Source organism: Amphibacillus marinus, from assembly GCF_900110345.1.
In the GTDB taxonomy this organism is placed as follows: domain Bacteria; phylum Bacillota; class Bacilli; order Bacillales; family Amphibacillaceae; genus Amphibacillus_D; species Amphibacillus_D marinus.
The window spans coordinates 309,071-332,576 of record NZ_FODJ01000001.1; the positions used below are offsets into that span (position 1 = coordinate 309,071).

At 37.6% G+C, this 23,506-nt stretch carries 27 protein-coding genes; 12 read left to right on the top strand and 15 right to left on the bottom strand.

Annotated features, from left to right (window positions below; genetic code table 11):
- Positions 1-32 precede the first annotated feature (32 nt).
- The 3 genes from BM000_RS01470 to BM000_RS01480 all read right to left on the bottom strand — a co-directional run bounded on the left by BM000_RS01470 (position 33) and on the right by BM000_RS01480 (position 4,340).
- A complete protein-coding gene (locus BM000_RS01470; protein ID WP_177178168.1) occupies positions 33-1,316 on the bottom strand; it encodes a Gfo/Idh/MocA family oxidoreductase in 1,284 nt (427 codons plus the stop codon).
- A 77-nt stretch (positions 1,317-1,393) separates the two neighbouring features.
- Positions 1,394-2,881, bottom strand: coding sequence for a UxaA family hydrolase (locus BM000_RS01475; protein ID WP_091493981.1), 1,488 nt, complete (start codon positions 2,879-2,881; stop codon positions 1,394-1,396).
- A complete protein-coding gene (locus BM000_RS01480) occupies positions 2,874-4,340 on the bottom strand; it encodes a tagaturonate reductase (RefSeq protein ID WP_342708145.1) in 1,467 nt (488 codons plus the stop codon). Before BM000_RS01480 ends, BM000_RS01475 begins: the two co-directional genes overlap by 8 nt.
- Before the next feature lie 237 nt (positions 4,341-4,577).
- Between BM000_RS01480 and BM000_RS01485 the strand changes: the two genes are divergently transcribed.
- The gene (locus tag BM000_RS01485; RefSeq protein WP_091493987.1) at positions 4,578-4,964 is read left to right on the top strand and encodes a YhjD family protein; all 387 of its coding nucleotides are present in this window, start codon (positions 4,578-4,580) and stop codon (positions 4,962-4,964) included.
- 271 nt (positions 4,965-5,235) lie between these two features.
- Here the strand turns inward: BM000_RS01485 and BM000_RS01490 are convergent, their stop codons facing one another.
- A complete protein-coding gene (locus BM000_RS01490; protein ID WP_091493991.1) occupies positions 5,236-6,936 on the bottom strand; it encodes a methyl-accepting chemotaxis protein in 1,701 nt (566 codons plus the stop codon).
- Between the two features lie 271 nt (positions 6,937-7,207).
- Between BM000_RS01490 and BM000_RS01495 the strand changes: the two genes are divergently transcribed.
- Both BM000_RS01495 and BM000_RS01500 read left to right on the top strand, forming a co-directional pair.
- Entirely contained in the window at positions 7,208-7,504 is a 297-nt protein-coding gene (locus tag BM000_RS01495) for a hypothetical protein (RefSeq protein ID WP_091495013.1), read from the top strand.
- Positions 7,505-7,890: 386 nt separating this feature from the next.
- Positions 7,891-8,403, top strand: a complete 513-nt coding sequence (locus BM000_RS01500; protein WP_091493994.1) for a type 1 glutamine amidotransferase domain-containing protein — start codon at positions 7,891-7,893, stop codon at positions 8,401-8,403.
- Between the two features lie 38 nt (positions 8,404-8,441).
- Here BM000_RS01500 and BM000_RS01505 read toward each other — a convergent pair whose 3' ends face one another.
- Both BM000_RS01505 and BM000_RS01510 read right to left on the bottom strand, forming a co-directional pair.
- Complete coding sequence (locus BM000_RS01505) at positions 8,442-8,816, bottom strand: winged helix-turn-helix transcriptional regulator (RefSeq protein ID WP_091493996.1); 375 nt, start codon at positions 8,814-8,816, stop codon at positions 8,442-8,444.
- Positions 8,817-8,928: 112 nt separating this feature from the next.
- Positions 8,929-9,111, bottom strand: a complete 183-nt coding sequence (locus BM000_RS01510) for a hypothetical protein (protein WP_091493999.1) — start codon at positions 9,109-9,111, stop codon at positions 8,929-8,931.
- 465 nt (positions 9,112-9,576) lie between these two features.
- Here BM000_RS01510 and BM000_RS01515 point away from each other — a divergent pair, with 465 nt between their 5' ends.
- On the top strand, positions 9,577-10,029 hold the full coding sequence (locus BM000_RS01515) for a GNAT family N-acetyltransferase (RefSeq protein WP_091494002.1): 453 nt from the start codon (positions 9,577-9,579) through the stop codon (positions 10,027-10,029).
- Positions 10,030-10,090: 61 nt separating this feature from the next.
- A complete protein-coding gene (locus tag BM000_RS01520; protein WP_091494004.1) occupies positions 10,091-10,276 on the top strand; it encodes a tyrosine-type recombinase/integrase in 186 nt (61 codons plus the stop codon).
- Positions 10,277-10,371: 95 nt separating this feature from the next.
- Here BM000_RS01520 and glnA read toward each other — a convergent pair whose 3' ends face one another.
- The 7 genes from glnA to BM000_RS01550 form a co-directional block, all read right to left on the bottom strand.
- The gene (glnA, locus tag BM000_RS01525; protein WP_091494009.1) at positions 10,372-11,709 is read right to left on the bottom strand and encodes a type I glutamate--ammonia ligase; all 1,338 of its coding nucleotides are present in this window, start codon (positions 11,707-11,709) and stop codon (positions 10,372-10,374) included.
- Between the two features lie 25 nt (positions 11,710-11,734).
- A complete protein-coding gene (locus BM000_RS01530; protein WP_091494011.1) occupies positions 11,735-12,139 on the bottom strand; it encodes a MerR family transcriptional regulator in 405 nt (134 codons plus the stop codon).
- Between the two features lie 154 nt (positions 12,140-12,293).
- Positions 12,294-13,532, bottom strand: coding sequence for a methionine gamma-lyase family protein (locus BM000_RS01535; protein ID WP_091494014.1), 1,239 nt, complete (start codon positions 13,530-13,532; stop codon positions 12,294-12,296).
- Between the two features lie 3 nt (positions 13,533-13,535).
- Positions 13,536-14,777 carry a GTPase HflX gene (gene hflX / locus BM000_RS01540; RefSeq protein ID WP_091494017.1) on the bottom strand — a complete coding sequence of 414 codons (1,242 nt, stop codon included), beginning with the start codon at positions 14,775-14,777 and terminating at the stop codon, positions 13,536-13,538.
- A gap of 90 nt (positions 14,778-14,867) precedes the next feature.
- Complete coding sequence (locus BM000_RS01545; protein ID WP_091494021.1) at positions 14,868-15,761, bottom strand: AAA family ATPase; 894 nt, start codon at positions 15,759-15,761, stop codon at positions 14,868-14,870.
- Positions 15,762-15,936: 175 nt separating this feature from the next.
- Positions 15,937-16,113 carry a YqzE family protein gene (locus tag BM000_RS16575; RefSeq protein ID WP_177178169.1) on the bottom strand — a complete coding sequence of 59 codons (177 nt, stop codon included), beginning with the start codon at positions 16,111-16,113 and terminating at the stop codon, positions 15,937-15,939.
- 45 nt (positions 16,114-16,158) lie between these two features.
- Entirely contained in the window at positions 16,159-16,662 is a 504-nt protein-coding gene (locus BM000_RS01550; protein ID WP_091494023.1) for a shikimate kinase, read from the bottom strand.
- A 198-nt stretch (positions 16,663-16,860) separates the two neighbouring features.
- On the opposite strand from BM000_RS01550, the gene comGA reads away from it, so the two are divergent.
- Genes comGA through BM000_RS01585 form a run of 7 tightly spaced genes read left to right on the top strand, consistent with a single transcriptional unit; the run spans position 16,861 to position 20,730 of the window.
- Positions 16,861-17,871 carry a competence type IV pilus ATPase ComGA gene (comGA, locus tag BM000_RS01555; protein WP_091494026.1) on the top strand — a complete coding sequence of 337 codons (1,011 nt, stop codon included), beginning with the start codon at positions 16,861-16,863 and terminating at the stop codon, positions 17,869-17,871.
- Positions 17,840-18,895: a type II secretion system F family protein gene (locus BM000_RS01560; RefSeq protein ID WP_091494029.1), complete on the top strand. Its 1,056-nt coding sequence runs from the start codon at positions 17,840-17,842 to the stop codon at positions 18,893-18,895. The genes comGA and BM000_RS01560 overlap by 32 nt, the downstream gene beginning before the upstream one ends.
- 19 nt (positions 18,896-18,914) lie before the next feature.
- Positions 18,915-19,229 carry a competence type IV pilus major pilin ComGC gene (gene comGC, locus BM000_RS01565; RefSeq protein ID WP_245751549.1) on the top strand — a complete coding sequence of 105 codons (315 nt, stop codon included), beginning with the start codon at positions 18,915-18,917 and terminating at the stop codon, positions 19,227-19,229.
- The gene (locus tag BM000_RS01570; RefSeq protein ID WP_091494032.1) at positions 19,219-19,662 is read left to right on the top strand and encodes a type II secretion system protein; all 444 of its coding nucleotides are present in this window, start codon (positions 19,219-19,221) and stop codon (positions 19,660-19,662) included. Before comGC ends, BM000_RS01570 begins: the two co-directional genes overlap by 11 nt.
- Entirely contained in the window at positions 19,649-19,981 is a 333-nt protein-coding gene (locus tag BM000_RS01575) for a hypothetical protein (protein WP_091494034.1), read from the top strand. Before BM000_RS01570 ends, BM000_RS01575 begins: the two co-directional genes overlap by 14 nt.
- Positions 19,941-20,477 (top strand): competence type IV pilus minor pilin ComGF, encoded by a 537-nt coding sequence (gene comGF / locus BM000_RS01580; protein ID WP_177178170.1) that lies wholly within the window; start codon positions 19,941-19,943, stop codon positions 20,475-20,477. Before BM000_RS01575 ends, comGF begins: the two co-directional genes overlap by 41 nt.
- Entirely contained in the window at positions 20,410-20,730 is a 321-nt protein-coding gene (locus tag BM000_RS01585) for a hypothetical protein (protein ID WP_091494040.1), read from the top strand. The genes comGF and BM000_RS01585 overlap by 68 nt, the downstream gene beginning before the upstream one ends.
- Positions 20,731-20,778: 48 nt before the next feature.
- On the opposite strand, the gene BM000_RS01590 is transcribed toward BM000_RS01585, so the two are convergent.
- Together BM000_RS01590 and BM000_RS01595 are read right to left on the bottom strand one after the other, a co-directional pair.
- Positions 20,779-21,396 carry an MBL fold metallo-hydrolase gene (locus tag BM000_RS01590; RefSeq protein ID WP_091494043.1) on the bottom strand — a complete coding sequence of 206 codons (618 nt, stop codon included), beginning with the start codon at positions 21,394-21,396 and terminating at the stop codon, positions 20,779-20,781.
- Between the two features lie 112 nt (positions 21,397-21,508).
- Complete coding sequence (locus BM000_RS01595) at positions 21,509-23,404, bottom strand: LTA synthase family protein (protein WP_091494046.1); 1,896 nt, start codon at positions 23,402-23,404, stop codon at positions 21,509-21,511.
- Positions 23,405-23,506 lie beyond the last annotated feature (102 nt).

Consider the following 23,506-nt stretch of genomic DNA (forward strand, 5'->3'; position numbering starts at 1 on the left):
GTCACTAAGTCTACTCATGGTCTTTCTGGCTATTACCGTTCATAGAGGTTAGTAATGGAGACTGGCAAACCTGATTTTAATGACTGATTACCAGCGATGCCAGTCATAATTGATTGAATGCCATCTGTATGTGTCGCCGCGCGTTTAAACGGATCGATAACTGGAGCGCCAAAAAGATCCGCAAGTAACACCTGATCCCCTCCACCATGTCCACCTTCCCCTAGTTGGATCGGGACATCATAGGACGGCGCAAACATTGGCATAACCGTCAGGCGTAATGCCTCTGCTTCACCTTCATCTGACTTTTCCCCACCAGAATTAATATAAGACCGTTCTTTTACTGATAGCTCAATCCTCCCTTTACTACCGTTAAAAACAACAGAAAAGCCTTCCCAAGGTAAATAGGCATTTAATGAATAAGTTAATAACGCCTTATTTTTGTAATGGACAATGACGGCTAAGGTATCCTCAATGCTAATGCCATCACCAAAGACACTCTGATCACGTTGATAGCCATCCTCATGTTCAGCATCTAAGTACATTTTTTTTAAATGTGGATTTTTCGCTAAGTGCAGTGCAAATGGATCGTGCTCCGCATGTGGATTATCATGGGCACGCTGGTAAAACTGTTCAATCCCTCGGTCCTCTGCATTTTCCTTTCCATAAAATCGCAAACCACCTGCTGCGTAGACCTTTTCTGGCGTTGTATCAAGCCAAAAATTGACTAAATCAAAATGATGGGTAGACTTGTGGACTAATAAACCGCCACTGTTGTTTTTATCACGATGCCACCTTCGAAAGTAATCCGCCCCATGAGTGGTATCTAGTGCCCATTCAAAATGGACTGAATAAATTTCTCCAATTGTCTTAGCCTGAATTAATTCCTTCACCTTAGTATTATGTGGCGCGTAACGATAATTGAATGCTACCCGGACCTCTTTGCCCGTCTGTTTTACAGCTGCTTCTATTAATTTAGCTTTTTCAACATCAATGGTGATTGGCTTTTCAGTTATCACATCACAACCCAATTCAAGTGCTCGAATAATATAAGTATGGTGTGTCCGATCAACAGAAGTCACAATTACAATATCAGGATTTTGCTCATCAACCATTTTATCAAAGTCTTTAGCAGCATATGTGGCAATGGCAGGGTGGTGATATTTCTCCTGTAATAATGTATTGGCGTAATGTTGTCTCGTCATATTTTGATCACAAAATGCAACAAGTTCACCGTATTGACTAAATTGTGAAGCAATTGCTCCATAAAAAAATTCAGCCCGACCACCAGTACCTACTAGTGCATATTTTTTCCTCATTATCAGGTTCCTTTCCGAGTAACTTTATAATGAGTCTAGCTCCACAGTTAATGAAGCTAGACTCACAGTTTGTGCGCTTACAACGTTACACCAGTTTTGAAGATGGCTAATTCACGATAGCCATTTTGCTCATTCTTAGCAAATTCGCCGTTCGCGATATTAATAATATGATCAACAAATTCAGCCCGAACATTATCCTTATCCTCAGCCAATAGCTTACCCGCATTAAAATCAATCCAATGTGGTTTCTTTTCAAAAATCTGACTATTTGAGGAAACCTTGATTGTTGGTACAAAGGTACCAAATGGTGTGCCTCTACCGGTGGTAAATAGAACAATATGACAACCTGCAGCAGCTAATGCTGAAGCTGCCACCAAATCATTTCCAGGTGCGCTAAGGAGGTTCAAGCCATTCTTTTTCAACCGTTCAGCATACTTTAATACATCGGTAACCGTTGATGTACCCGCCTTCTGAGTACAGCCCAGCGACTTATCCTCCAGCGTGGTAATCCCACCATCTTTATTTCCTGGCGAGGGGTTTTCATAAACAGGTTGCTCATTTTTAATAAAATAATTTTTAAAATCATTAATCATGTCCACCGTTTTATTAAAAACAGCTTCACTCTCAGCTCGCTCCATCAAAATCTTTTCAGCACCAAACATTTCTGGCACCTCTGTTAGAACCGTCGTTCCTCCTTGGGCAACAAGGTAATCAGAGAACTCTCCTAGCAATGGATTTGCTGTTATTCCTGATAAACCATCAGAACCACCACATTTCAAGCCAATTTTCAACTCCGAAATAGGCACTGCTTCTCGACAATCAGCTTGGGCAGCTTGGTAAATTTCCTTTAATTTCGTGACTCCCTCCTCAATTTCGTCAGAAACGAGTTGCGTAACTAGAAATTTGACCCGCTCTTGATCGTAGTCACCTAATCCTTGTTCAAATTGCTCAACAATATTGTTTTCACAGCCCAAACCTAGGACAAGCACACCACCGGCATTGGGGTGATGGACGACATCTGCTAAGATCTGTCTTGTGTTTTCATGATCATCACCAAGCTGCGAACAACCGTATTGATGACTTAAAACAAGTACCTGATCAAATGGTGTAATATTTCCCACTTCTGCGATAAATTGCTTAAGCATATGATCAGCTACCCCATTCACACAGCCTACCGTCGGCACAATCCACAGCTCATTACGAATACCGACCTTGCCATTCTTACGCCGATAGCCTTGAAAATAACGTTCTTCTGGCGCAAATCTTGTTGGGCTTGGTTTTGGCTGGTAATTATACTCGTCAATTCCAGACAAGTTTGTTCTCATATTATGGGTGTGAACCCGATTTCCAACACCAATTGCGACTGTTGCGTGACCAATTGGGTAACCATATTTAATGATATGATCGCCTTCTTTAAAGGATTGCAGGGCAATTTTATGCCCCTGAGGAATATCCTCATTAACGATAATCATTTGATCATCGTTGTTTACCTCATCACCTTTTTTTAAATCAGTTAAAGCGACAACAACATTATCATTTGCTTGCAAGTGCATGTAGTTAAGCATGATCTTTAACCTCCAAGATATGATCAAGTGCTAGCGCGATACCATTAGTATCGATTCTCATTAGATGCTCTGCAACCTGCTTGACCAAGCCTTCAAGCTTTGTTAAATCTTGCCCCCACCATTTCGTTTTCCGGAGCGCATGACTAACTAAATAATGTGCTGATTCGAGCGAACCATCATATGTTTTCCACCATTTCTGAAAGCGCTCAAGAATTTCTGGATCATCATTTAAGGCAATGGTTTCATTGCCACGTTTACCATCATAGAAGTAAAGTAATGCAGCTAAAGCAAAGACTAACTTTTCTGGTAGTGCACCTGTCTTTTCATAGTATCTTAATAAAATTGGTAAATCACGTGTTGCAAATTTTGACACACTGTTTAGGGCAATGCTCATTAATTGATGCTTTAAATAAGGGTTCTCAAACCGCTCTAACACCGTTTCTGTATACGCTTTCAAATCAGATTGATCATAAGGTAAGCTAGGAATGACCTCTTCATTAATCATCTGCTTAAGAAACTGGCTAATCTTTTCATTTTTTATCGCCTCTTCAACCGTATTTAAACCCATTAAATAGGCAATAGGTGTCAGTGCTGTGTGGCTACCGTTTAAAATATGCACCTTCCGCGTTCGATAAGGAGCTAAATCTTCAACAAATAACGTATTTAAACCAATTTGATTAGCTGGGAATTTTGCAGCTAATTCAGCGTCACCTTCAATAACCCATAGGTGGTAATGTTCTGCCACTACCATTAACTGGTCATGATAGCCAAGTTCATGTTCAATTTTTGTTGCTTGGTCACGTGGATACCCAGGAACAATCCGATCAACCAAGCTACAGCAGAATTGATTCGCATGATTAAGCCAATCCAGAAAGGCAGCCGGCAATGCCCACAGGTCAATGTATTTTTCAATACACGCTTTTAACTGATCGCCATTACGATCAATAAGCTCACACGGAATAATTGCCAAGCCCTTCGTCATATCAGCATGAAAATGAAGATAACGCTCATACAGAAATGCTGTTAGTTTACCTGGAAATGTTCTTGGCAGTCGATCTGTTTGTATGTCTGTTTCCTCGAAAACAATGCCTGCTTCAGTTGTATTTGAAAAAACAAACGCTAATTCAGGTTGTTTTGCCAATGCAAAGAAGGCTTCTTTATCCTGATAAGGATTAATCGTTCTGCTAATCGAATTAATAATTTCCTTTTCTCGGACAGCCTTCCCCTCTTTTATCCCTTCTAGAATTAACGTATACAAGCCATCTTGCTGGTCAAGTAGCTCAGTCAAACCATGCTCAATCGGTTGAACGACAACGATACTTCCATTAAATAAATCCGCTTTGTTCATGACATCAATCTGCCAATCTACAAATGCGCGAAGAAAATTCCCTTCCCCAAACTGAACGACTTTTTCTGAATAACTGTTCTTATCAACGATTTGCTTTGATAACCTTTCCAAATCCTTCCCCTCCATTTTTAGGAAAATAACAACGTTGTTATTTTTATTTTAGCAAGTATTTTGCTATTCGTCTATAGCTATGCTTAACAATATGTAAAGATGATTATTATGGTGAGGCGATTAAAATAATGATGAGGATTTTTTTACCGTTCTAACCAAAAAAAGAAGCTTGCATATTACCATAGGTTCATCATATAATAAGAACAAATGTTCCCTACACTATTTGGAGGAATGGCTATGAAGCAATCGCTTAATTATATCCCTCATCGATGGCAAATTGAAAAAAATATTATTTTACCGATGGCCTTAAAGGCTTTAAAATTAGATCAACTTGCATTAAATGAGTCAAGAGTGCTTGGCTATCATAATTTTGTCTTTACCGAAATGATGCGGTGGATTCAACAGGATCTTATTATTTATAAACAAGAACTTTATGACTTAAAAGTTACCATAATGTTAACCGAAAAAAACAATAGCTTGATTCATTATAGAATCTCCGTTGACCAAGAGCAGTACCTGCTTGTTTTCTCTGCGGAAGATTTAAAAACAAAAACACAGCACGAGTTATATACTTACTTAAAGTGGGTTTGCCTTGAAGTTCCCGCCAATTTAAAGCTACGTTAGCCTTCCTAGTAACGGGCTAACGTAGCTTAGCTTAAAACCTTTTATAAACGTATGGCTGAATAAGAAATAACGATACTGGGACCCAGAACAACAAACAAAGAAACCGAATAAACAATGGTTCAATTGTTGACAAGATAGCGATTGGGACCAAAAATATAAATGAGAAAATCACCTTGGCTAGCACACTTCCCGTTTCCCTCATAAACCATCACCTCATTGTTTAATATAGCACAAGCTATGAAAGAAATGTAATATTTCAGGGTTGATTCCATCAAAGTTTAAACGCGTTAACAAGCTTATGTAGCTGATTGGAGATGTGTGCTAATCCCTCACTAGATGCCGAGATTTCTTTAACACTTGTCTCTTGTTCATTAACTGAGTGAGCCACTCCATTTGTTGTTAACGCGTTCTCAGCAGCTTTTTCAGCAAGCTGCCCCACAATGGACTGGGTCAAGCCCTTTTTCTCTTCCAGAGCTACTGCAACTTGCTCCAACTCCTTAGTCGCTAATTCGGTTTGCTCAACCGCCTGTTCAATAGCAGTAAATGATTCAGACGTGTGCTTAACATTTTCTGCTTGTAGTTCCATCTTAACATTTAACGCGGAAATATGATGGACGACTTCATCAGAATATACCTTTAATTCATTAATAATGACGAGAATGTGTTGCGCAAACTGATGCGATTGGTTAGCAAGCTTACGAATTTCTTTTGCCACAACCGCGAAACCACCACCAAATTCAGCTGCTCTAGCAGCTTCAATAGCAGCATTCAGGGCCAATAATCCCGTTTGATCGGCTATCGATTGAATCATTTCACCCGCCTCTTCAATCTTTACCGCAGATTGCTGATTAGCAATAACTTTCTTATATACAATAGTTGCTTCCTGCTGACTAGCTTCATTTTGCACGACAAGTTGATTAACAATTTCAAACCCTTCTGCTTGCTTCAACGCAATATCATGTGAAGCATTAAGAACTTTAGCAATCGCAGTTTGATTGGTTGCCAACCAGGTTGACATTTCGTTCATATGATCATTAGCCAAACGCGAATCAGCTGTTTGTTCATCAGATCGGTTTGCCAACTTATCAATAGCATTTACCAGCTGCTCAACTGTAGTGGCTTGCTGTTGCGAAATAGCCGTAAGCTCCTCTGATGACATAGCCGCTTCCTCAGCTGTCTGATTAATCTCGAGTAATATCTGACGAATCGACGAAATCATTCGATTAATAGCTGACCCTAATGAAGCTAATTCGTCCTTCGTTTTTAACTTAATCATATTCACACTGAAATCGCCTGTTGCAAGTATGCTCATAAGCTGATTTATTTTTTTAATTGGCTGGACGACTGTTTGGCGCACATTAGACAAACTAAAGATAACGAGCATAATTAAGACGACAAATGTGGCGATTGTTAGCAACTGATTAAACTGAAACACATCATCAGCTCGTTGATTTGCGTGAGAAGCAAGTTGTGATTTACTAGCCATAATGTTTTCAAACTGCTCATGTGTCTGCTCAATTAAACTTCTACTAATTGTCCGAAATGAGGTTGCAACGGTCATGTTGTTATCTAAAGCAAATCGCACAATCGTTTCCTCGTTTTTTAGTAAGTCACTATGTAATGATTGAATTTCCTTAAAAAAATTTTTTTCTTCATTTGTAACAAGTGTCGATTCAATATCTATGAGCTGCTGAGCAAAAATTTCAAAATACGCAAGTACCTCTTCCGATAAATTAACACGTTCGCTAGGCAGATCGGTAAAGATCATATTATCTCTCGTACGTTCAAGCTCAAAAATAGCTTGTTTAGCCTCAGCGACCTGCGTAATGCCATAAACATGATACTCGTAGATATCGTTCAGCTCATTTCGAAGACTCCTAAGCCCAAATAGTGATAGCACACCTAGTCCAACGACTAGAAATAAAATAAGAATAAACATCATACTCATTTTTTTCTCAATGCTTCTTATCATAACGTGGCATCCCCTCTTTTCTCTTTTTTCAATTTTACATATTTAAACAAAAAATTAAATAAAGCAGGTATAATAGACTATTTAATAATTTGTTTTCTGGTACCTTTTTATTATGAAATGTGCTTTTCACTAAAACAAGTAAAGTTTTGATGAAGTATGTAAATGAATTGTAAACTTAAACTTGCCTATAAAAAAGAAAGCAAATGCATATAATCCTTATTCAAGACAAATATAAAGTAAGGTGAAAATATTAATGAAAGGTGTGATTTCAATGGAATTCCCAATAATACATACTAATTTTTGGGATGCTGTTATAGCTGTTCCTAGTATTGTGCTTATTACGCAATGCTTTAAGCTGTTTCCGATTCCGAGACAATACTTTCCGACGATCGCCAGCTTATTAGGCTTTGCAATTTCTATCTTTATTAGCCATCGACATGATATCTGGGCCGGTGTGTTCATGGGTGGCTTTTATGGAGCGGCAGCAATTGGAACTTACTCATCATTAAAAACGAGTTGGGCTGCCTTTAAACAACATAGAAAAAAGCAGCACTTAAAGGCAAACTAACAATTGAGACTGAATACACACTTGTATACCTATAAGTGTGCTTAACAAATCGTTTAATCTTCCCGCTATAGATCGTGACGGCCTCTTTCTATGTGGTCAGGTAGAACAATTATTTAGAAGGCAGGTGTTTAAAACAAAGTCAAAACTCTGTTTTAAACACTTGCCATTCTTAACATGTCACAGACACACCGTTCTTGCACTAGCCAACTCGATCATGTTTACGATAGTAGAATGATAAAATAAAAAATAGCAGGCAATTCTTTTAGAAGTGAAGTAACCTTTTGGTAACTACCGCACATAAAAGTGCGTTCTTCACAACCATAGCCTGTCTTGCTACTATTAAAACTGAGCTCATAAAATAAATTAAAGAGGAGATTATAACTGATATGCGTAAAAAAATTGCTATTCTAGTAACAAATTTAGTTGAGGAAATCGAATTAACTAAACCACTCGATGCATTTAAAGAAGCAGGTCATCATGTTGATTTGATTGAGCAAGAAGCAGGAAATGAAATTACAGGGAAAAATGGACTGACATTTACAATTGATAAAGGAATTGCTGACGTTAATCCAGAAGAATATGATGCATTATATATACCTGGTGGCTTCTCACCAGACCAGTTACGTGTCGACGAAAGAAATGCAACATTTGCAAGTTCTTTTATGACGAATAATAAACCTGTATTTGCAATATGCCACGGCCCTCAATTTCTTATTGACACGGATTTATTAAAAGGGGTTAATATTACCGGATTCATCTCGATTCGTAAAGATTTAATTAATGCAGGCGCTCATTTTGTTGATACCGAGGTCGTCGTGGATCAAAATATTGTGACAAGCCGTACTCCTGATGACTTACCTATATTTATTAATGAATCATTAAAATTATTAAATCACTAATAAACGAGCCAGACTAAATAAGTCTGGCTCGTTTAATTCTATATGAGTTTTTCTTGCTTTAATTGTGTAATTCGCTTTTTACCCCACGTAAACATCAATTCAATAATAGGTAACAATGTATAGCCCAAATCTGTCATTGAATATTCTACTTTCGGTGGTGTTTCAGGGTATACCTTTCGACTGATTATCCCATCTTCTATCAATTCCTTCAATTGATTTGAAAGTGTCTTATGAGAGATATTCTCAAAAAGGCGTTGCAGGTCACTAAATCGATGGGGGCCCTCAACTCCCAAATGCCATAAAATAACCACTTTCCATTTCCCACTTATAATTGAAAGTGTTAGCTCCTTTTCACAATGAAAATTTTTATTTTTTAATTTAGTCTTTATCTCTTCACGCAATGTCAAGCACATACAGACCCTCCTACTATAGTTAGACATATATTATATGATTATTCTACCTATATATCAAATTACAAATTCAGGTTAGGATGGTCGACTAATTAGCAACTAACATTTAGGTTAGTCACACTTTATCAATATAGAAGTACTTAACCGCTTTCATGTTTGTAAATCTTCCCGAATCTTCACATTCAATCCAATCTTGCCCTTTTATCCATTCCTTTAACACATCCTCATTAACAGACGTTAGTGTTGCAATATCTCCCTGCCCATCAACGTAAGTAATACTAATACGAAATTTATGCATGGCTTCACCACCTTCATAATTAGATAAGCTACCCAAAAAATATATGGGTGTAAAATATTAAAAGAATGATTACGATATTTTCTACTTAACCTAATAACCCCAAATATTAGCGCCTATTTGCAGAGACAACAGAGCCCCAGCAACAATTACAATTATTGCTAAAATCTCGATTAACTCACGCAAGACCCCTTTTGACATTAATCTTAAAATAGTTATAAATACAATTCCTAAAACAATAATTGTAATTCTCATTATAATAAATGGCCCGCAACATTCCATACATTTGTCCAATTAAATAAGCTAATTTCTAGATCGTTTATAAAACACCTCCTCATTAATATCGACAAATAAGAAAATTATAAAAAGGCTTTTACAGAATGAAAATTAATTAAATAGAAACGAGGTCATTTACCAAACTGTTTGCTATAATAATCTATAAAAATTAAAAACAGAGGAGATATAAGTATGGATTTAAATTTTAGAAAGATTAAGAGTGACGATTATTCTGTCTGTGCTGAAATTTTAATGGCAGCATATAAAGGCGTTCCCTGGAATAATACATGGACTAAAAAAGAAGCACTCCTTAGAATTGAGGCTACAATGAGCGGCTTTAACGCTAGAGGATATGTAGTTGAGAAAAATGATGAAATTATTGCAATGTGTCTGGGGAGAATTGATTATTACTATAGCGAATGGAATCAATTTTGTATTGATGAATTTAACGTGGCTTCTACTCACCAAGGAAGTGGAATTGGTAAAAATTTATTGAAATTTATTTCTAACGTATTGAAGAATGATAAAATAAATAGAATTTTTCTTATCACTGGCGGAGAACAAGCAGCAAAATTTTATAAAAATAGTGGATTTGTGAAATCAAATGATGGAATAATGATGGAATATGATTTACAGAATGATTGAGAACTTGAGAGAATTAACCCATAAACAAAAGTGTTGACTATAGTTTAGACGAATAGCTATCATGCGACATACACACGCTGTTTGGCTCTTAGAATCTGGCGCAAGGATGAAGTTCATCCAAGAAAGGTTAGGACATAAATTAATGCAAACAATAGCTGATATATACAGTCACATATCAGGCAAAATAGAGGACGATTATCTGAAAAATTTGCAGACTACACACAAAAGTCTCCACAATAATAAATAGTTGGTGGTCAATTGATCTCACAAACCATTTATAAATTTTTTGACCACTGAAAGATAAAAACCCTAGAACCATTACTGGCTCTAGGGAATAATCGATTAATATTGTTGGATATATTGTTCTCTTTCCCATGGGTGTACTTGCGTACGGAACATATCCCATTCAATTTCTTTAGACTCGATGAAGTGCTCGTATAAATGATCACCAAGTGCGTTGGTAATGATTTCATCTTGTGAAAGCTTTCCAAGTGCATCGTATAATGTTGCTGGAAGGTCCTGAACACCGTTTGCCTCACGCTCTTCTTTGTCCATCACATAGATATTACGGTCAATTGGCTGTGGCGCTTCTAGTTCACGTTCAATACCATCTAGGCCAGCAGCAAGTAATACTGAAAGTGCTAAGTATGGGTTAGCTGCCGGATCAACACTACGTACCTCAACACGTGTGCTTAGTCCACGAGAAGCTGGGATACGAATTAATGGTGATCGGTTAGATCCTGACCATGCTACGTAACATGGCGCTTCATATCCTGGTACTAAACGTTTGTATGAGTTTACTGTCGGGTTTGTAACAGCTGTAAATGCTTGAGCATGCTCGATAATACCAGCAATAAACTGATAAGCTGTTTTGCTTAGTTTTAACTCGCCATCCTCATCCAAGAATGTATTGGTTTTGCCCTTGAATAAAGACATGTTTGTGTGCATACCTGAGCCGTTTACACCAAATAAAGGTTTTGGCATAAATGTTGCATGTAGACCGTGCTTACGTGCAATTGTTTTAACAACGAGCTTAAATGTTTGAATATCGTCAGCATGCTTCACTGCGTCAGAATATTTAAAATCAATTTCGTGTTGACCTGGAGCAACCTCATGGTGTGATGCTTCAATTTCAAAGCCCATTTCTTCTAGCTCAAGAACGATGTCACGACGACAATTTTCCCCTAAATCAGTAGGAGCTAAATCGAAATAACCACCTTTATCATTTAACTCTAATGATGGCTCGCCTCTTTCATCCAGTTTGAATAAGAAGAATTCAGGCTCTGTACCGATATTAAATGCAGTGAAACCAAAGTCTTCCATTTTCTTAAGGTTACGCTTTAAGTTAACACGTGGACAACCAATGAATGGTTCACCTTCTGGAGTATAAATGTCACAAATAAAGCGTGCCACTTTACCTTTTTCAGATGTCCAAGGGAAAATGACAAATGTGTCAAGGTCTGGATAAAGCTTCATGTCAGACTCTTCAATACGGACAAAGCCTTCAATTGAAGAACCATCAAATACCATGTCATTATCCAATGCTTTATCTAATTGACTTAGTGGAATCTCTACGTTTTTAATTGTTCCTAATAAGTCTGTGAATTGAAGACGAATAAATTTAACGCCCTCGTCCTTGATCTTTTGCTTAATCTCTTCCTTGGTAAACTTTGTTCCCATGTCTGTCCTCTCCTTTAAATATTCTTTATTTTGGGAAGAATCTTGATAACTCTCCCTGACGCAACGAGGTTTTCCCTAGGCGACCTGTCTGTAGCAATTCGTTACGTAACAGTTTACGTAGTTCCTTCTCAGATAATTCCGGTTTTCCATCTTTATCTGCCCCATATTTCTGCTCGGTAGTAGGTAGATCTTTAAGCTGTAAAACTTGCTTGATACCAGCCAAATTAATTCCTTTTTCAATCAGCTCCTTAATTTCAAGTAACCGATCGACATCATTAAAGGAAAACAAGCGCTGATTCCCTTCTGTTCGAGCTGGGTGAATTAACTGATGTTCTTCATAGTAACGAATCTGTCTAGCAGTCAAATCTGTTAAATCCTTAACTATACCTATGGAAAATAAGGGCTGCGAACGTCTATCCTGCTCACTCATATAGCATTCTCCCCTTTCCTCTCTTGCTTTCCATAAATCTATTATACACAGGCGGAATAAAACTTGTCAACTCATGTTAGCTTTATTTACATTAAAAAAACTCTTAAAATAATACATATTTCTAGTATATTCCCTAATAGCCCATAGTATAGTCTTATAATTTTAGATAACCTCGTTCTACAAATTTCGCAACAGCCTCAGAAACAGCTAATTTTACGTGACTGTATACTAAACCACCTTGCACGAAAGCTGTATACGGTGGACGTAGTGGACCATCAGCTGTTAACTCTAAGCTAGCACCTTGAATAAAAGTACCAGCAGCCATGATAACCTCACTCTCATAACCAGGCATCTCAGCAGGGTATGGTGTCACATGCCCGTTAATTGGCGAAGCGTGCTGAATTGCCTGACAGAATGCAATCATCTGCTCACGTGAACTAAATGTCACTGACTGTATTAAATCGGTTCGATCCGCTAAATAATGTGGCGTCGTCTTAAATCCAGCTAACTCTAACAATCTAGCAGTAAATAAGGCGCCCTGTAATGCCTCAGCAACCGTATGTGGTGCTAAAAAGAAGCCCTGATACATTTCTTGTAAGATACCTAAGCTGGCACCTGTTTCCTTCCCTAAACCAGGAGCTGTAAGGCGATTGGCACAGAGCGCAATTAAATCCTGTCTTCCAGCGATATAACCACCAATTCTTGCCAATCCACCACCTGGATTTTTTATTAGTGATCCAGCAATTAGGTCTGCTCCTACATGAGTAGGTTCCAGCTTCTCAACAAATTCACCGTAACAATTATCAACAAACACAATAACATCGGGTTTAACGGTGCGTACGAAGTTAATCATTTCTTCAATTTGACTAACCGTAAATGAAGGTCGATCGGCATAGCCTTTGGATCGTTGAATGGCAATCACCTTCGTCCGGTCGCTAATAGTAGCTGTAATTGCCCGCTTGTCCATTTCCCCATCAACTAACGGGATGGCTTGATAGCTAATCCCAAAATCCATTAATGATCCAGTCTGCTCTCCCCTCGTTCCAATTACTTCTTCTAGAGTATCATAAGGTTCGCCTGTAATATACAGCAGCTGATCATTTGGTCTTAGTACGCCGAATAGCGCTGTCGTAATCGCATGTGTACCAGAAATAAGCTGAGGACGGACGAGGGCATCCTCGGTACCAAAAACATCTGCATAGACTTTCTCCAAGCCTTCTCTGCCGAAATCATCATAACCATAACCAGTAGTAGCCTGAAAATGGCTATCAGAAATTTTATTTGTTCGAAATGCTTGTAGCACACGATATTGATTATGTTCAGCGATTTGTTGAATGTTGGCGCGCTGTTCAAGTATATCTTGTTCTGTTTGGTTAATTAGTTGATTAATCATCACTTATCTCTCTTTCTGCTCTTCCGTGGACATTAAAGGATGCTCCTCAGGCAAGAAGCCTTTAACTAAGTAAACATCCTCATCCTCAAGAAAGTGCTCACTTGTGATGATCGAATGTTGCTTTAACAGCTGTAATCGCTTCCCTTGATCGGGGCTTACTTTGAACGTGTATGCTGTCCAGTTTTCTTTAATTAGTGCTTCTGTTTCATGTAAAACTTTTTGTCGATCGGATTGTACAAACGCACTAATGGTTAAAGCAGGTTTATTTAATGGAACTAAATCAGCTCCAATAAGATCAGCTTTGTTATAGAGCGTTAATGTGGCAATTTGATCCGCACCTAACTCCTTCAGAAGCTGATTTACAGTCTGTTGGTGTTGGTGCTGATCAGGATGTGACCCATCAACAACATGGTAAATGAGATCAGCTTCAGTTACCTCCTCTAAAGTAGAGCGAAAGGCAGCAATTAAAGCAGTAGGAAGATCCTGCATAAAACCAACCGTATCTGTTAAAATAACCTGCAAGCCTGAAGGAAGCTTCAGCTGCCTTGACATTGGATCAAGCGTTGCGAACAGTTGATCCTGCTCATAAGTATCACTATTCGTTAGCCGGTTGAATAGCGTTGATTTTCCGGCATTCGTATAACCAACAATTGCAATTTGAAAAATCTGATTACTTTTTCTCCGCGATCGATATTGCTTTCTTTGATTCACAACCGTATTAAGCCTACGCTTAATTTCATCAATACGGCGATTAATATGACGACGATCAGACTCTAGCTTGGTTTCACCAGGCCCTCTAGTCCCAATTCCGCCACCCTGTCTCGATAACGAACCACCCTGCCCATGCAGACGAGGAAGTAAATATTGATATTGTGCTAATTCAACCTGAAGCTTTCCTTCATTTGTTTTCGCTCGGCTAGCAAAGATATCAAGAATAAGCTGGCTTCGATCAATAATAGGCAGGTCAAATTCAGCCTGTAAATTTCGCATTTGCGTAGCCGAGAGCTCATCATTGGCAATAATTAAATCTATTTGTTCCTCTTCAATTAAATCATGTATGTCTAACAACTTACCCGTTCCTAAATATAAAGCAGGATGTGGATGATCGCGCTTCTGGCTAACTGCCGCAATCACTTCCCCTTTTGCAGATTCGGTTAGTGATTTAATTTCTTCCATTGAATAATGGAAGCGGGTTTCGTCACCCATCTTTCGTTGGACAGCAATAATTATTACTTTTTCTATCATTAAAAAACCTCTTTTCTAGACAATTACCTTACTAGTTTACCAAAAAAACAAGTAAACTGTAAGTTTTAATAGCGGACATCACAATTTATGTTAACTTTCCACCTCAAAGTCGTCAGCTTTTAGCAGGATTAATTCTTTCACATCATAGACCCTTTGCTGAATTAGTCGGACCGATTGATTGCGAATTGCCTGCTCAATTACATTACGAATAAAACGTCCATTACTAAAAGACTGCGTTGTTTTCTTATTCATTTCCTGATCAATGACAGTGCGCAAGGAGGCTTCAGCCCCAGTAGTTAGATGATAATCACGCATTTTAATCATTTTCTTGGCAATTCGAATTAGCTCATCAACCGTATAGTCAGGAAAATCCAAGATAAACGGGAAGCGTGATGCTAACCCTGGGTTTGTACGTAGAAAAGTTAACATTTCGTTAGGATAACCTGCTAAAATAAGAATAAAGGATTGGTGATGGTCCTCCATCTGCTTAACAAGGGTATCAATCGCCTCCTTACCAAAATCCTTTTTACTCCCTCGCGCTAATGCATAGGCTTCATCAATGAATAATACGCCTCCCTTAGCACGCTGAATCAGGGCACGCGTTTTGTTTGCTGTTTGCCCAATATACTCACCAACTAAATCAGCCCGCTCCGCTTCAATTACATGACCCTGTTCAAGCACCCCCAGATCAACAAATAACTTAGCTAGCGTACGTGCAACAGTTGTCTTTCCAGTCCCAGGATTACCCTTAAACAGCATATGTAATGCGTGCTTCTCTATTTTTAATCCTACTTCGTCACGGCGCTTATTAATTGCAATAAAGGCGTAAATCTCTTTAATTTTTTGTCTTAATGATTGCATGCCAATATAGCCTTCCATCGCTGTATGCACAATTTCAAATGGATCGTGAGTTGGTCGGGATGTAATGGCCTGATTATCTTGCTGTTTCAATACAATATTAATTTGATTTGCACGTACATTCATTATTTGCGATCACACTCCTTCTATAAGAGTATACGCAAAACAATTGATTTCTTAACCTATTGAAATGGGTAACAACACTTATTTCGTTAGAAAAACTTAAAAAAATAGTAGCCAATGCGCAATCTAATGCATCGACTACAGAAGAATAATTTAGATGATAAGTTTATTTACTTTCTTAACGACTTTCTTTTGATTTAATAAGTACAGCCAGCGCGCCAAAATATTTTTCACTGAGAGGCTGTGTTTGCTGCTTCTTTCGATTTTTTCGTTCTTGCTTTCTGAGTTCTGCTGGTTTACTGTAGTGTGCGACAGTTTCCTTCACAACCATTTCAACAAAAGTCTGATCAGCCATTACAGTCAACTCCTTTAGTAAAAGCATTTCCAAAATTCACATTTCTCATTCATAATTAAATGAACTAAAGCTAATAATCTGGTCAACAATCTTTTGTGGTGAAAGTTGCTCAGTATTAATCGTGTAGCTGGCAATCTCGAGGTATTTACTTAGTCTGCTTTCTAAAAGCGCTTGTTTATCTCTTGTTTGATCTGCCCAAATTGGCCGAGATTGATCTTCTTTTAAACGTTGCGCAATGGACTCCCAGCTTGCTTGTAAATATACCACCCTTTTATCAGCCAACCATTGGCGATTATCCATCCGTTCAACAATGCCACCGCCTGTCGCAACAATACAATGACGTGCAGGCGTATGAAGTAAGACATCCCGTTCATATTCCCGAAAAGCTTGCTCACCTTCAGAAGCAAAAATATCTTTGATGTCTTTTCCAGTCTTTATTTTAATTAACTCATCAGTATCAACAAAGTCAATTGATAATGTTCTTGCAAGAGCCATACCAATTGTTGTCTTCCCACTTCCCATAAAGCCAATTATGTAGAATGTCTTCATTGTTAACCCAACTCCCTTTCTCTGTTAATAGTATAGCACGGCAAAAAAATATTTTTAAAGCAAAAACCCAGTAAAAACTGAACATAAAATAAGCAAGTACAAATAAATAATTGAAGCACCCTTTTTTTAATGAATTCTCTTTTGTTGCAGCATTTGCCTATTCATTAAAGAATTTGTATAGTGTGATTAGAAAGCGAGGTGATCAATGTTTATCCATCCACAACCTTTTTAACAGCATTATTTTCATCCGCACTAAAGCGAAATGCTACTGACATCCACTTCAGTCCGCGTAAACAAGGGATAGACGTTTTTTTTCGTGTTAATGGTAACCGCGTTCCTCATCAAGAGATTAGTCATAATCAATATAGACAAACAATTAACCACCTAAAGTTCACATCCGGCATGGATATTAGTGAGACCCGGTTACCTCAGGATGGTGTCATCACAGTCACTGCTGAGAACACACTTCTGGATATTAGAATTTCCACTTTACCTACGGTGAATAATGAAAGTCTAGCCTTACGAATTTTACCACAAACAGATAATCGACCATTAACGCACTTGCTCTTGTTTCCCTACCAACAGACCTTACTAAACCTAATTTTTTCAAGAAAATCAGGACTTGTGCTATTTACCGGACCAACCGGATCAGGTAAGACGACATTACTTTATTCACTATTAAATCATTTGTTGGACCAGCAACCCTGTCAAGCAATCACCTTAGAAGATCCCATTGAGAAAAACATTCACGCTCTCTTGCAAGTGCAAATTAACGAAAAAAATGGCATGACTTATCACACAGGCTTAAAAGCAGCATTAAGACATGATCCAGACATTTTAATGGTTGGCGAAATTCGCGATCACAAAACAGCGGCTTTTGTCTTTCACGCCGCATATACCGGACATCTCGTCTTCTCCACGTTACACGCTAGAGATGCTATTGGGACCATTCACCGATTACTGGATATGGGAATCAAGCCGATTGATTTGGAACAAAATTTACTTGCCGTAGTTGCATTGGAACTAATTCCTATTATCCAGAATGGCCATTGCTCAAGGAGAGCAGCAATTATTGAAATTTTACAGCAACAGGATTTAAATCAAGCTATTTTCCCAAACAAAGATAACTCATATTCATATCAAACTTTCGCACAATTAAAAAGAAAGGCGATTGCATATGGCTTTGCTTCGACACAGCTTAATGATTAATAATACTAGGAAGAAACTATCGCTGGACCAGCAGCTCCTCTTCTTATCGCGACTAGTTCATCTACTTGAACAGAACTACGCACTTAAAGATGCCCTAGTACTACTTTATGGACAAAGCAAGTGGCAATCAATCATTCAAACATTAGATGATCAACTCAACCTTGGTAATCGAATTGATCAGGCGCTAGCTGAGCTTAGCTTTAATAGTAAAATAATAACATTTATTTATTTTTCATTGCACCACGGCAATTTACTTGAAGGTCTTAGAAAAAGCATTACGATTGTACAGCAACAATTAAAGTTAGAAGCTACCCTCAAGAAGACCATTCAATATCCAATTGTGTTATTTAGTAGCTTTTTTGCCATTCTTTTCTTTGTCTATTTCTACATCTATCCAAATTTCATTAAACTCTATCAAACCAGTGGCACTAGTTCACCCGTCTTACTTATCGCTATGACAACGGTACAAATTATTTTCTTAATGACGATTCTTACAACTACGTTTATTCTAGCAGGATTAATTATTTGGCTATGTTTCAGAAAAAAAATTACGTTAAGCTTTAAATTAACATTGCTACAGAAAATACCCCAAGTCAAGAACTTCACGAGAAAATACATGAGCTTTATCTTTTCCGTACATTTAAGTTCCTTGCTAGAAGCTGGTTTCTCCATGAAGAAATGCTTGACCACAATGGCGACTTATAGGAAAAGCAGCATACTTAGCTTTTATTGTGAACAGTTACTCACGGAATTAGATAACGGCTTACCATTAGAAACACTTCTTATTAATCATCCTCTATTTCAAAATGAATTGGGCTATATTTTCACCAGAAATCATACTCAACAGTTACTCAAACGAGATTTAACATCCTTTTCACATTTTTTAATGGATGATCTAATTCGAATTGTTCAAAAGCTAATGCAATGGATTCAACCACTTGCTTTTATTTTTATCGCCATCAGTATTATTTTAATTTACCTATCAATACTCGTCCCTATGCTGCAATTAATTCAAAATTATTAGTACTAGGAGTTGAAAAAAAGTGAAGACACAACAAGGGTTCACACTAATTGAAATGCTCATCGTTTTGGCGGTTATATCCATTTTACTATTGCTACTTATTCCTAATTTGGCAGAACGCAATAACGATGTGCAAGGAAAAGGGGAACAAGCTATGATTCAATTAGCAGAAAGTCAAACTCAGGCATACTTTCTTGATAACGGTAGGTACCCGAGCTCTATTGAAGAATTGGTTGAAAAAAACTACCTGCAAACTAATTTACTTGCAAACGGGACAAAACGCTTAATTTATCAGGATACTGTCACTTATCAAGTCACAACTGAAGATGTTAACTAAACGAGAAGCAGGGTTTTCAATCCTTGAATTACTGCTTGTGTTAGCGATTATAAATATTATGCTACTGATTTCTGCACGAGCAGCATTAACTAGCATTGATCATTACCGATTCCAAGTTTGGTACCAGCAGTTTGACTTAGATGTCTTGTACTTACAAAAACGCGCCATGCTAAACCTTCCAGCATCTTCACTACAGTTTATAATTAGTCAAAATCGCTATGGACTTTGGGAAAGTCCCGTAAACCCACCATTGTTTATCCGTGAGATCCCGGATAATTGGCAGGTTAGTATGCGTTCATTAGGAAATCCGCTGTCTTTTACCAGCTCAGGGACAGTTAGACGACCTGGTTCTATGCACATTGATACTGGAAAGAATCAGTATCATATCTACTTCCCGTTCGGAAAAGGAAGACAATATTATGTTAAAGAATAATCAATTAGGCTACATCTTATTCGAGCTGTTACTAAGCTTTTCAATGATTATGCTGATCTGTTTGCTTATCATTCCAATAAATTTGCAACTCAGATATGAAGCTTTTTTACAAAATGAGCGCATTGAGCATTATCATTACTTATACAATCAAATTCAGTCACTATCCTATGACGAACTGCCTATCAACTATTCAACCGTTATTAACGAAATTGACTTAGAGGTATCGTTCATTCTAGAGAATACAATAATAATTGGTACAGGAAGGTGGCAGAATGTTCGTGGGGAAAATAGCTACGCCCAAGTCTATTATAAGCCGTAACAATCAGAGCGGTTTCACTTTACTTGAAGGATTGTTAGCCTTGGTCTTGATGTCTGTTCTACTATCTTTTGTTCCAACTATTTGGCTACTGTTAATCACACCCCAAAAGCAAACTGAGCTTTATTCAGTTCAACAATTTTTTCATGTGTTAGCAGATGAAATTCAGCAAGGGGTAGCTGTCAGCCGAAGCTCCGAAGCTGGTCTAACAATTGAGACGGCCACAGGTGACCATGTACAAATTACCAAGTATAATGATTTAATTAGACGTCAGGTTAACCGAGCAGGTCATGAAATCTTACTACGTGATGTGAAGACTTTCAAGGTTAGCCATCACGATACTTATTTGGCAATTCAAATAAAAACAACGTCAGGACGTTATTATGAAAAAAACATTACCCCCTATTATGACGCAGCAAAGTGGTTCAATTATGGTCTATACCTTACTACTGTTATCACTTATGTTTATGCTATCATTTGGCCTACTAGCGCAGCATGAAAACAAACAACAGCTAGCTAACCTAGAAATAGAGCATCTCAATCATGAGATGCTCCAGCAACTTGCTTATCGGAGCTTGCTTGATCGCTGGACTGATATAGATAATCAAACAACTGTAAGCTTTAGCTTCCCCAACGGTGAGGCTGTTATTTTAATAAACAAGCAGAACACAACAAGAGTAGAGCTAATCGTCACAACAACATCAAGCTCTAATACCAGCAAGAATCGCAAGTATTTACTACAAGAAAATTAGCCCTAATGATTATTTATTAACTCTAGTACTGTGTAAAAAAAGTTTACGTTATAAAAATGGATTATGATTTCGTTCGAATTTAATATCCGTTTTAGGGCCATGTCCAGGATATACCGTGTACCTATCTGGTAAGCGAAATAGCACATTTTTAATTGACGCAATTAGTTTAGCCTGGTTACCACCAATTAAATCAGTTCTACCAATACTTTGCTGAAATAAGCAATCACCAGATAGAACGATTTGTTCCTCAGCAAAAACGAATGATACCCCTCCAGGTGAATGACCGGGAGTTTCAAGTATTTTAAAGCTAAAATCACCGATGGACATAACTTCTTCATTAAAGAAGTAATCAGCGGGTTTAGCGGTAATCTGTCCAAGTGGGAAATGATTGGAACCATTTAAATCCGGATCAGCCATCCAATTGGCTTCTCCCTTATGTAGGTAAGCGAAGATAGCATATTGATCTCTTAATTGATCAACAGCACCGATGTGATCAAAATGTGCGTGTGTAAGGAGAATTGCTAGTGGATCAATCTTCTCTAGCTTCAAGTATTCAATAATTCTATCTGCTTCTGCACCAGGATCAACAATTAAACCCTTATTTTTCTTCGATAAAATATAGCAGTTCGTCCCTATTGGCCCTAGGGAAAGACACTTTATTTTCATATTACTCATTCCTTTCAAATAGTTAGTCTATCTTTATTTTCATTGTACCACTTACTAGCTATGAAACATTAAAATACCCTTGAGCCAGGTTAAAAGCTCAAGGGCAACATCATTATTCTGTAAAATCATGAAAGCGGAATAGATCCCCGTAAATAATCTTATCAGAATAAGACATTTCTAGCTCAACTTGCTCCCTGAATGGAGAGCAGGCTGTTTCGGTATCAGAATCATCACCTGCAAGTATCCCTGAGTTCTCACTTCCTAATTCTTCACCGGATTCACGGTCATAACAAACATCTTTAGTAAAGATATAATCATCTGTTATAAAACTTCCATCTCTTAATGCTACATAATCCTTACGGTTCGGTCCAAATAAATTTGTTCCGAAGCTTATATCAGCGGAGTCATCTACACCTAGTAAGTGCATAATTGTCGGTTTGACATCTACTTGACCACCAATTTGACTCATTACGCCACCCTCTTGTCCTGGGATATGAACAAAGAATGGTACCCGTTGAAGTTGAATCTGGTCATATGATGTAATTTCTTCCTTGTCTAAATACATTGACATTGCTCGATTATGAAAATCACTTATGCCATAATGGTCACCCATCATCACAATAATTGAGTCCTCATAAATACCTGACTCCTTCAGGTGATTAAAGAATTCCTCAATAGACTCATCCAAATACCTTACTGTTTGAAAGTATTTATTTAATGTGTTTGAATTCGAATCAAACTGATCAATGGTTGCATCCTCTTCATCAAGGTCAAATGGGTGGTGATTTGTCAACGTAATGAAACGTGCATAGTAAGGCTCAGGCAGATTGGTTAAATACTTCATTGACTGCTCAAAAAATTCTTTATCTTTTAACCCCCAACCAACACTATTTCCATCGTTTACCTCATAAGCATTAATATCATAAAATTGATCAACACCTAAATTGTCATACATACTGTTCCGATTCCAAAAACTGCTGTTATTCGCATGGAACACAGCTGACATGTAACCTTCCTCACCTAACATTTGTGGTGTTGAGTGATAAGTGTTCCCGCTGTGAGTGAAGTATGCCGCCCCACTTGGTAATGGATAAAGTGAATTTTCCATAATAAACTCAGAATCGGCTGTTTTTCCTTGCTCTGTTTGATGATAAAAATTCTCAAAATAATAACTTTCTTCTGTTAAACTATTCAGAAATGGTGTAACCTCTTCACCATTAAGTGTGTTATTAATCACAAACGTTTGCAAAGATTCAAGCGTTACAAAAATAAGATTTTTCCCTTTAGCAATTCCATAGAGGTCCGTTTCTTCATTATCTGTTGTATTCTCATCCACATATGTGATGATACTTGATAATTCATTACCATCCGCAAATACTCGCTGTGCTTGAGAACGTGATTGTTGCACGATATCGTAAATATGGAAATTAAATAACCCAATATTTTTCACTAGATACTCGCGATCAAATCCTCTTTGAAGCAATTGAGGGCGTTCAATCTCTGCTAAAATATAATTACCTAGCAGAAAAGCAAGCGCCATACTTAAAACAAGTAATTTCTTTTTTCTTGGAAATGTGGTGGTTAATGTCCATTTTTTCTGAACTGTTAAGTACCAAATCAATGCTAAATCAATAAAGATAAAGATATCAAATGGTTCTATTAAAGCAATAACACTAGAACCCAGATCGGCAACATTACTTCCTTGAAAAAGTAACGGAATTGTTAAGAAGTCGCCGAAGCTTCGATAGAACAATATATTAAAATATAAAATTAAGGTTGCTAGTAAAGCTGCATAGCGAATAAACCTTAGCTGATTTTTTTCCTTCATCCAAACACTAACAGCAAAAATTAGAAATGCCGTCACGAATGGATTAATAAATAAAATGAGCTCTTGAACGACATTCTCCAAATTAATGTTGAAGAAGAAGCGATAAATCATATATGTCTTTGCACCAAAAAGTAAGCTAGCAACAATATAAAGTTTAATATTTTCATTTCTTTGAAACATGTAAAAAGTCCTCCTTACGTCTAATACCAAAACGATATCGTATCTATGAAGATATGTGATACTATTAAATAGAATACCTCTTTAGGCAACTATTTAAACCTC

Coding starts and splice junctions, on each gene's coding strand:
- BM000_RS01470 (WP_177178168.1), bottom strand. CDS start 1,316: ATGAGGAAAAAATATGCACTAGTAGGTACTGGTGGTCGGGCTGAATTT.
- BM000_RS01475 (WP_091493981.1), bottom strand. CDS start 2,881: ATGCTTAACTACATGCACTTGCAAGCAAATGATAATGTTGTTGTCGCT.
- BM000_RS01485 (WP_091493987.1), top strand. CDS start 4,578: ATGAAGCAATCGCTTAATTATATCCCTCATCGATGGCAAATTGAAAAA.
- BM000_RS01490 (WP_091493991.1), bottom strand. CDS start 6,936: ATGATAAGAAGCATTGAGAAAAAAATGAGTATGATGTTTATTCTTATT.
- BM000_RS01495 (WP_091495013.1), top strand. CDS start 7,208: ATGGAATTCCCAATAATACATACTAATTTTTGGGATGCTGTTATAGCT.
- BM000_RS01500 (WP_091493994.1), top strand. CDS start 7,891: ATGCGTAAAAAAATTGCTATTCTAGTAACAAATTTAGTTGAGGAAATC.
- BM000_RS01505 (WP_091493996.1), bottom strand. CDS start 8,816: ATGTGCTTGACATTGCGTGAAGAGATAAAGACTAAATTAAAAAATAAA.
- BM000_RS01510 (WP_091493999.1), bottom strand. CDS start 9,111: ATGCATAAATTTCGTATTAGTATTACTTACGTTGATGGGCAGGGAGAT.
- BM000_RS01515 (WP_091494002.1), top strand. CDS start 9,577: ATGGATTTAAATTTTAGAAAGATTAAGAGTGACGATTATTCTGTCTGT.
- BM000_RS01520 (WP_091494004.1), top strand. CDS start 10,091: ATGCGACATACACACGCTGTTTGGCTCTTAGAATCTGGCGCAAGGATG.
- glnA (WP_091494009.1), bottom strand. CDS start 11,709: ATGGGAACAAAGTTTACCAAGGAAGAGATTAAGCAAAAGATCAAGGAC.
- BM000_RS01530 (WP_091494011.1), bottom strand. CDS start 12,139: ATGAGTGAGCAGGATAGACGTTCGCAGCCCTTATTTTCCATAGGTATA.
- BM000_RS01535 (WP_091494014.1), bottom strand. CDS start 13,532: ATGATTAATCAACTAATTAACCAAACAGAACAAGATATACTTGAACAG.
- hflX (WP_091494017.1), bottom strand. CDS start 14,777: ATGATAGAAAAAGTAATAATTATTGCTGTCCAACGAAAGATGGGTGAC.
- BM000_RS01545 (WP_091494021.1), bottom strand. CDS start 15,761: ATGAATGTACGTGCAAATCAAATTAATATTGTATTGAAACAGCAAGAT.
- BM000_RS16575 (WP_177178169.1), bottom strand. CDS start 16,113: ATGGCTGATCAGACTTTTGTTGAAATGGTTGTGAAGGAAACTGTCGCA.
- BM000_RS01550 (WP_091494023.1), bottom strand. CDS start 16,662: ATGAAGACATTCTACATAATTGGCTTTATGGGAAGTGGGAAGACAACA.
- BM000_RS01560 (WP_091494029.1), top strand. CDS start 17,840: ATGGCTTTGCTTCGACACAGCTTAATGATTAATAATACTAGGAAGAAA.
- BM000_RS01570 (WP_091494032.1), top strand. CDS start 19,219: ATGTTAACTAAACGAGAAGCAGGGTTTTCAATCCTTGAATTACTGCTT.
- BM000_RS01575 (WP_091494034.1), top strand. CDS start 19,649: ATGTTAAAGAATAATCAATTAGGCTACATCTTATTCGAGCTGTTACTA.
- BM000_RS01585 (WP_091494040.1), top strand. CDS start 20,410: ATGGTCTATACCTTACTACTGTTATCACTTATGTTTATGCTATCATTT.
- BM000_RS01590 (WP_091494043.1), bottom strand. CDS start 21,396: ATGAAAATAAAGTGTCTTTCCCTAGGGCCAATAGGGACGAACTGCTAT.
- BM000_RS01595 (WP_091494046.1), bottom strand. CDS start 23,404: ATGTTTCAAAGAAATGAAAATATTAAACTTTATATTGTTGCTAGCTTA.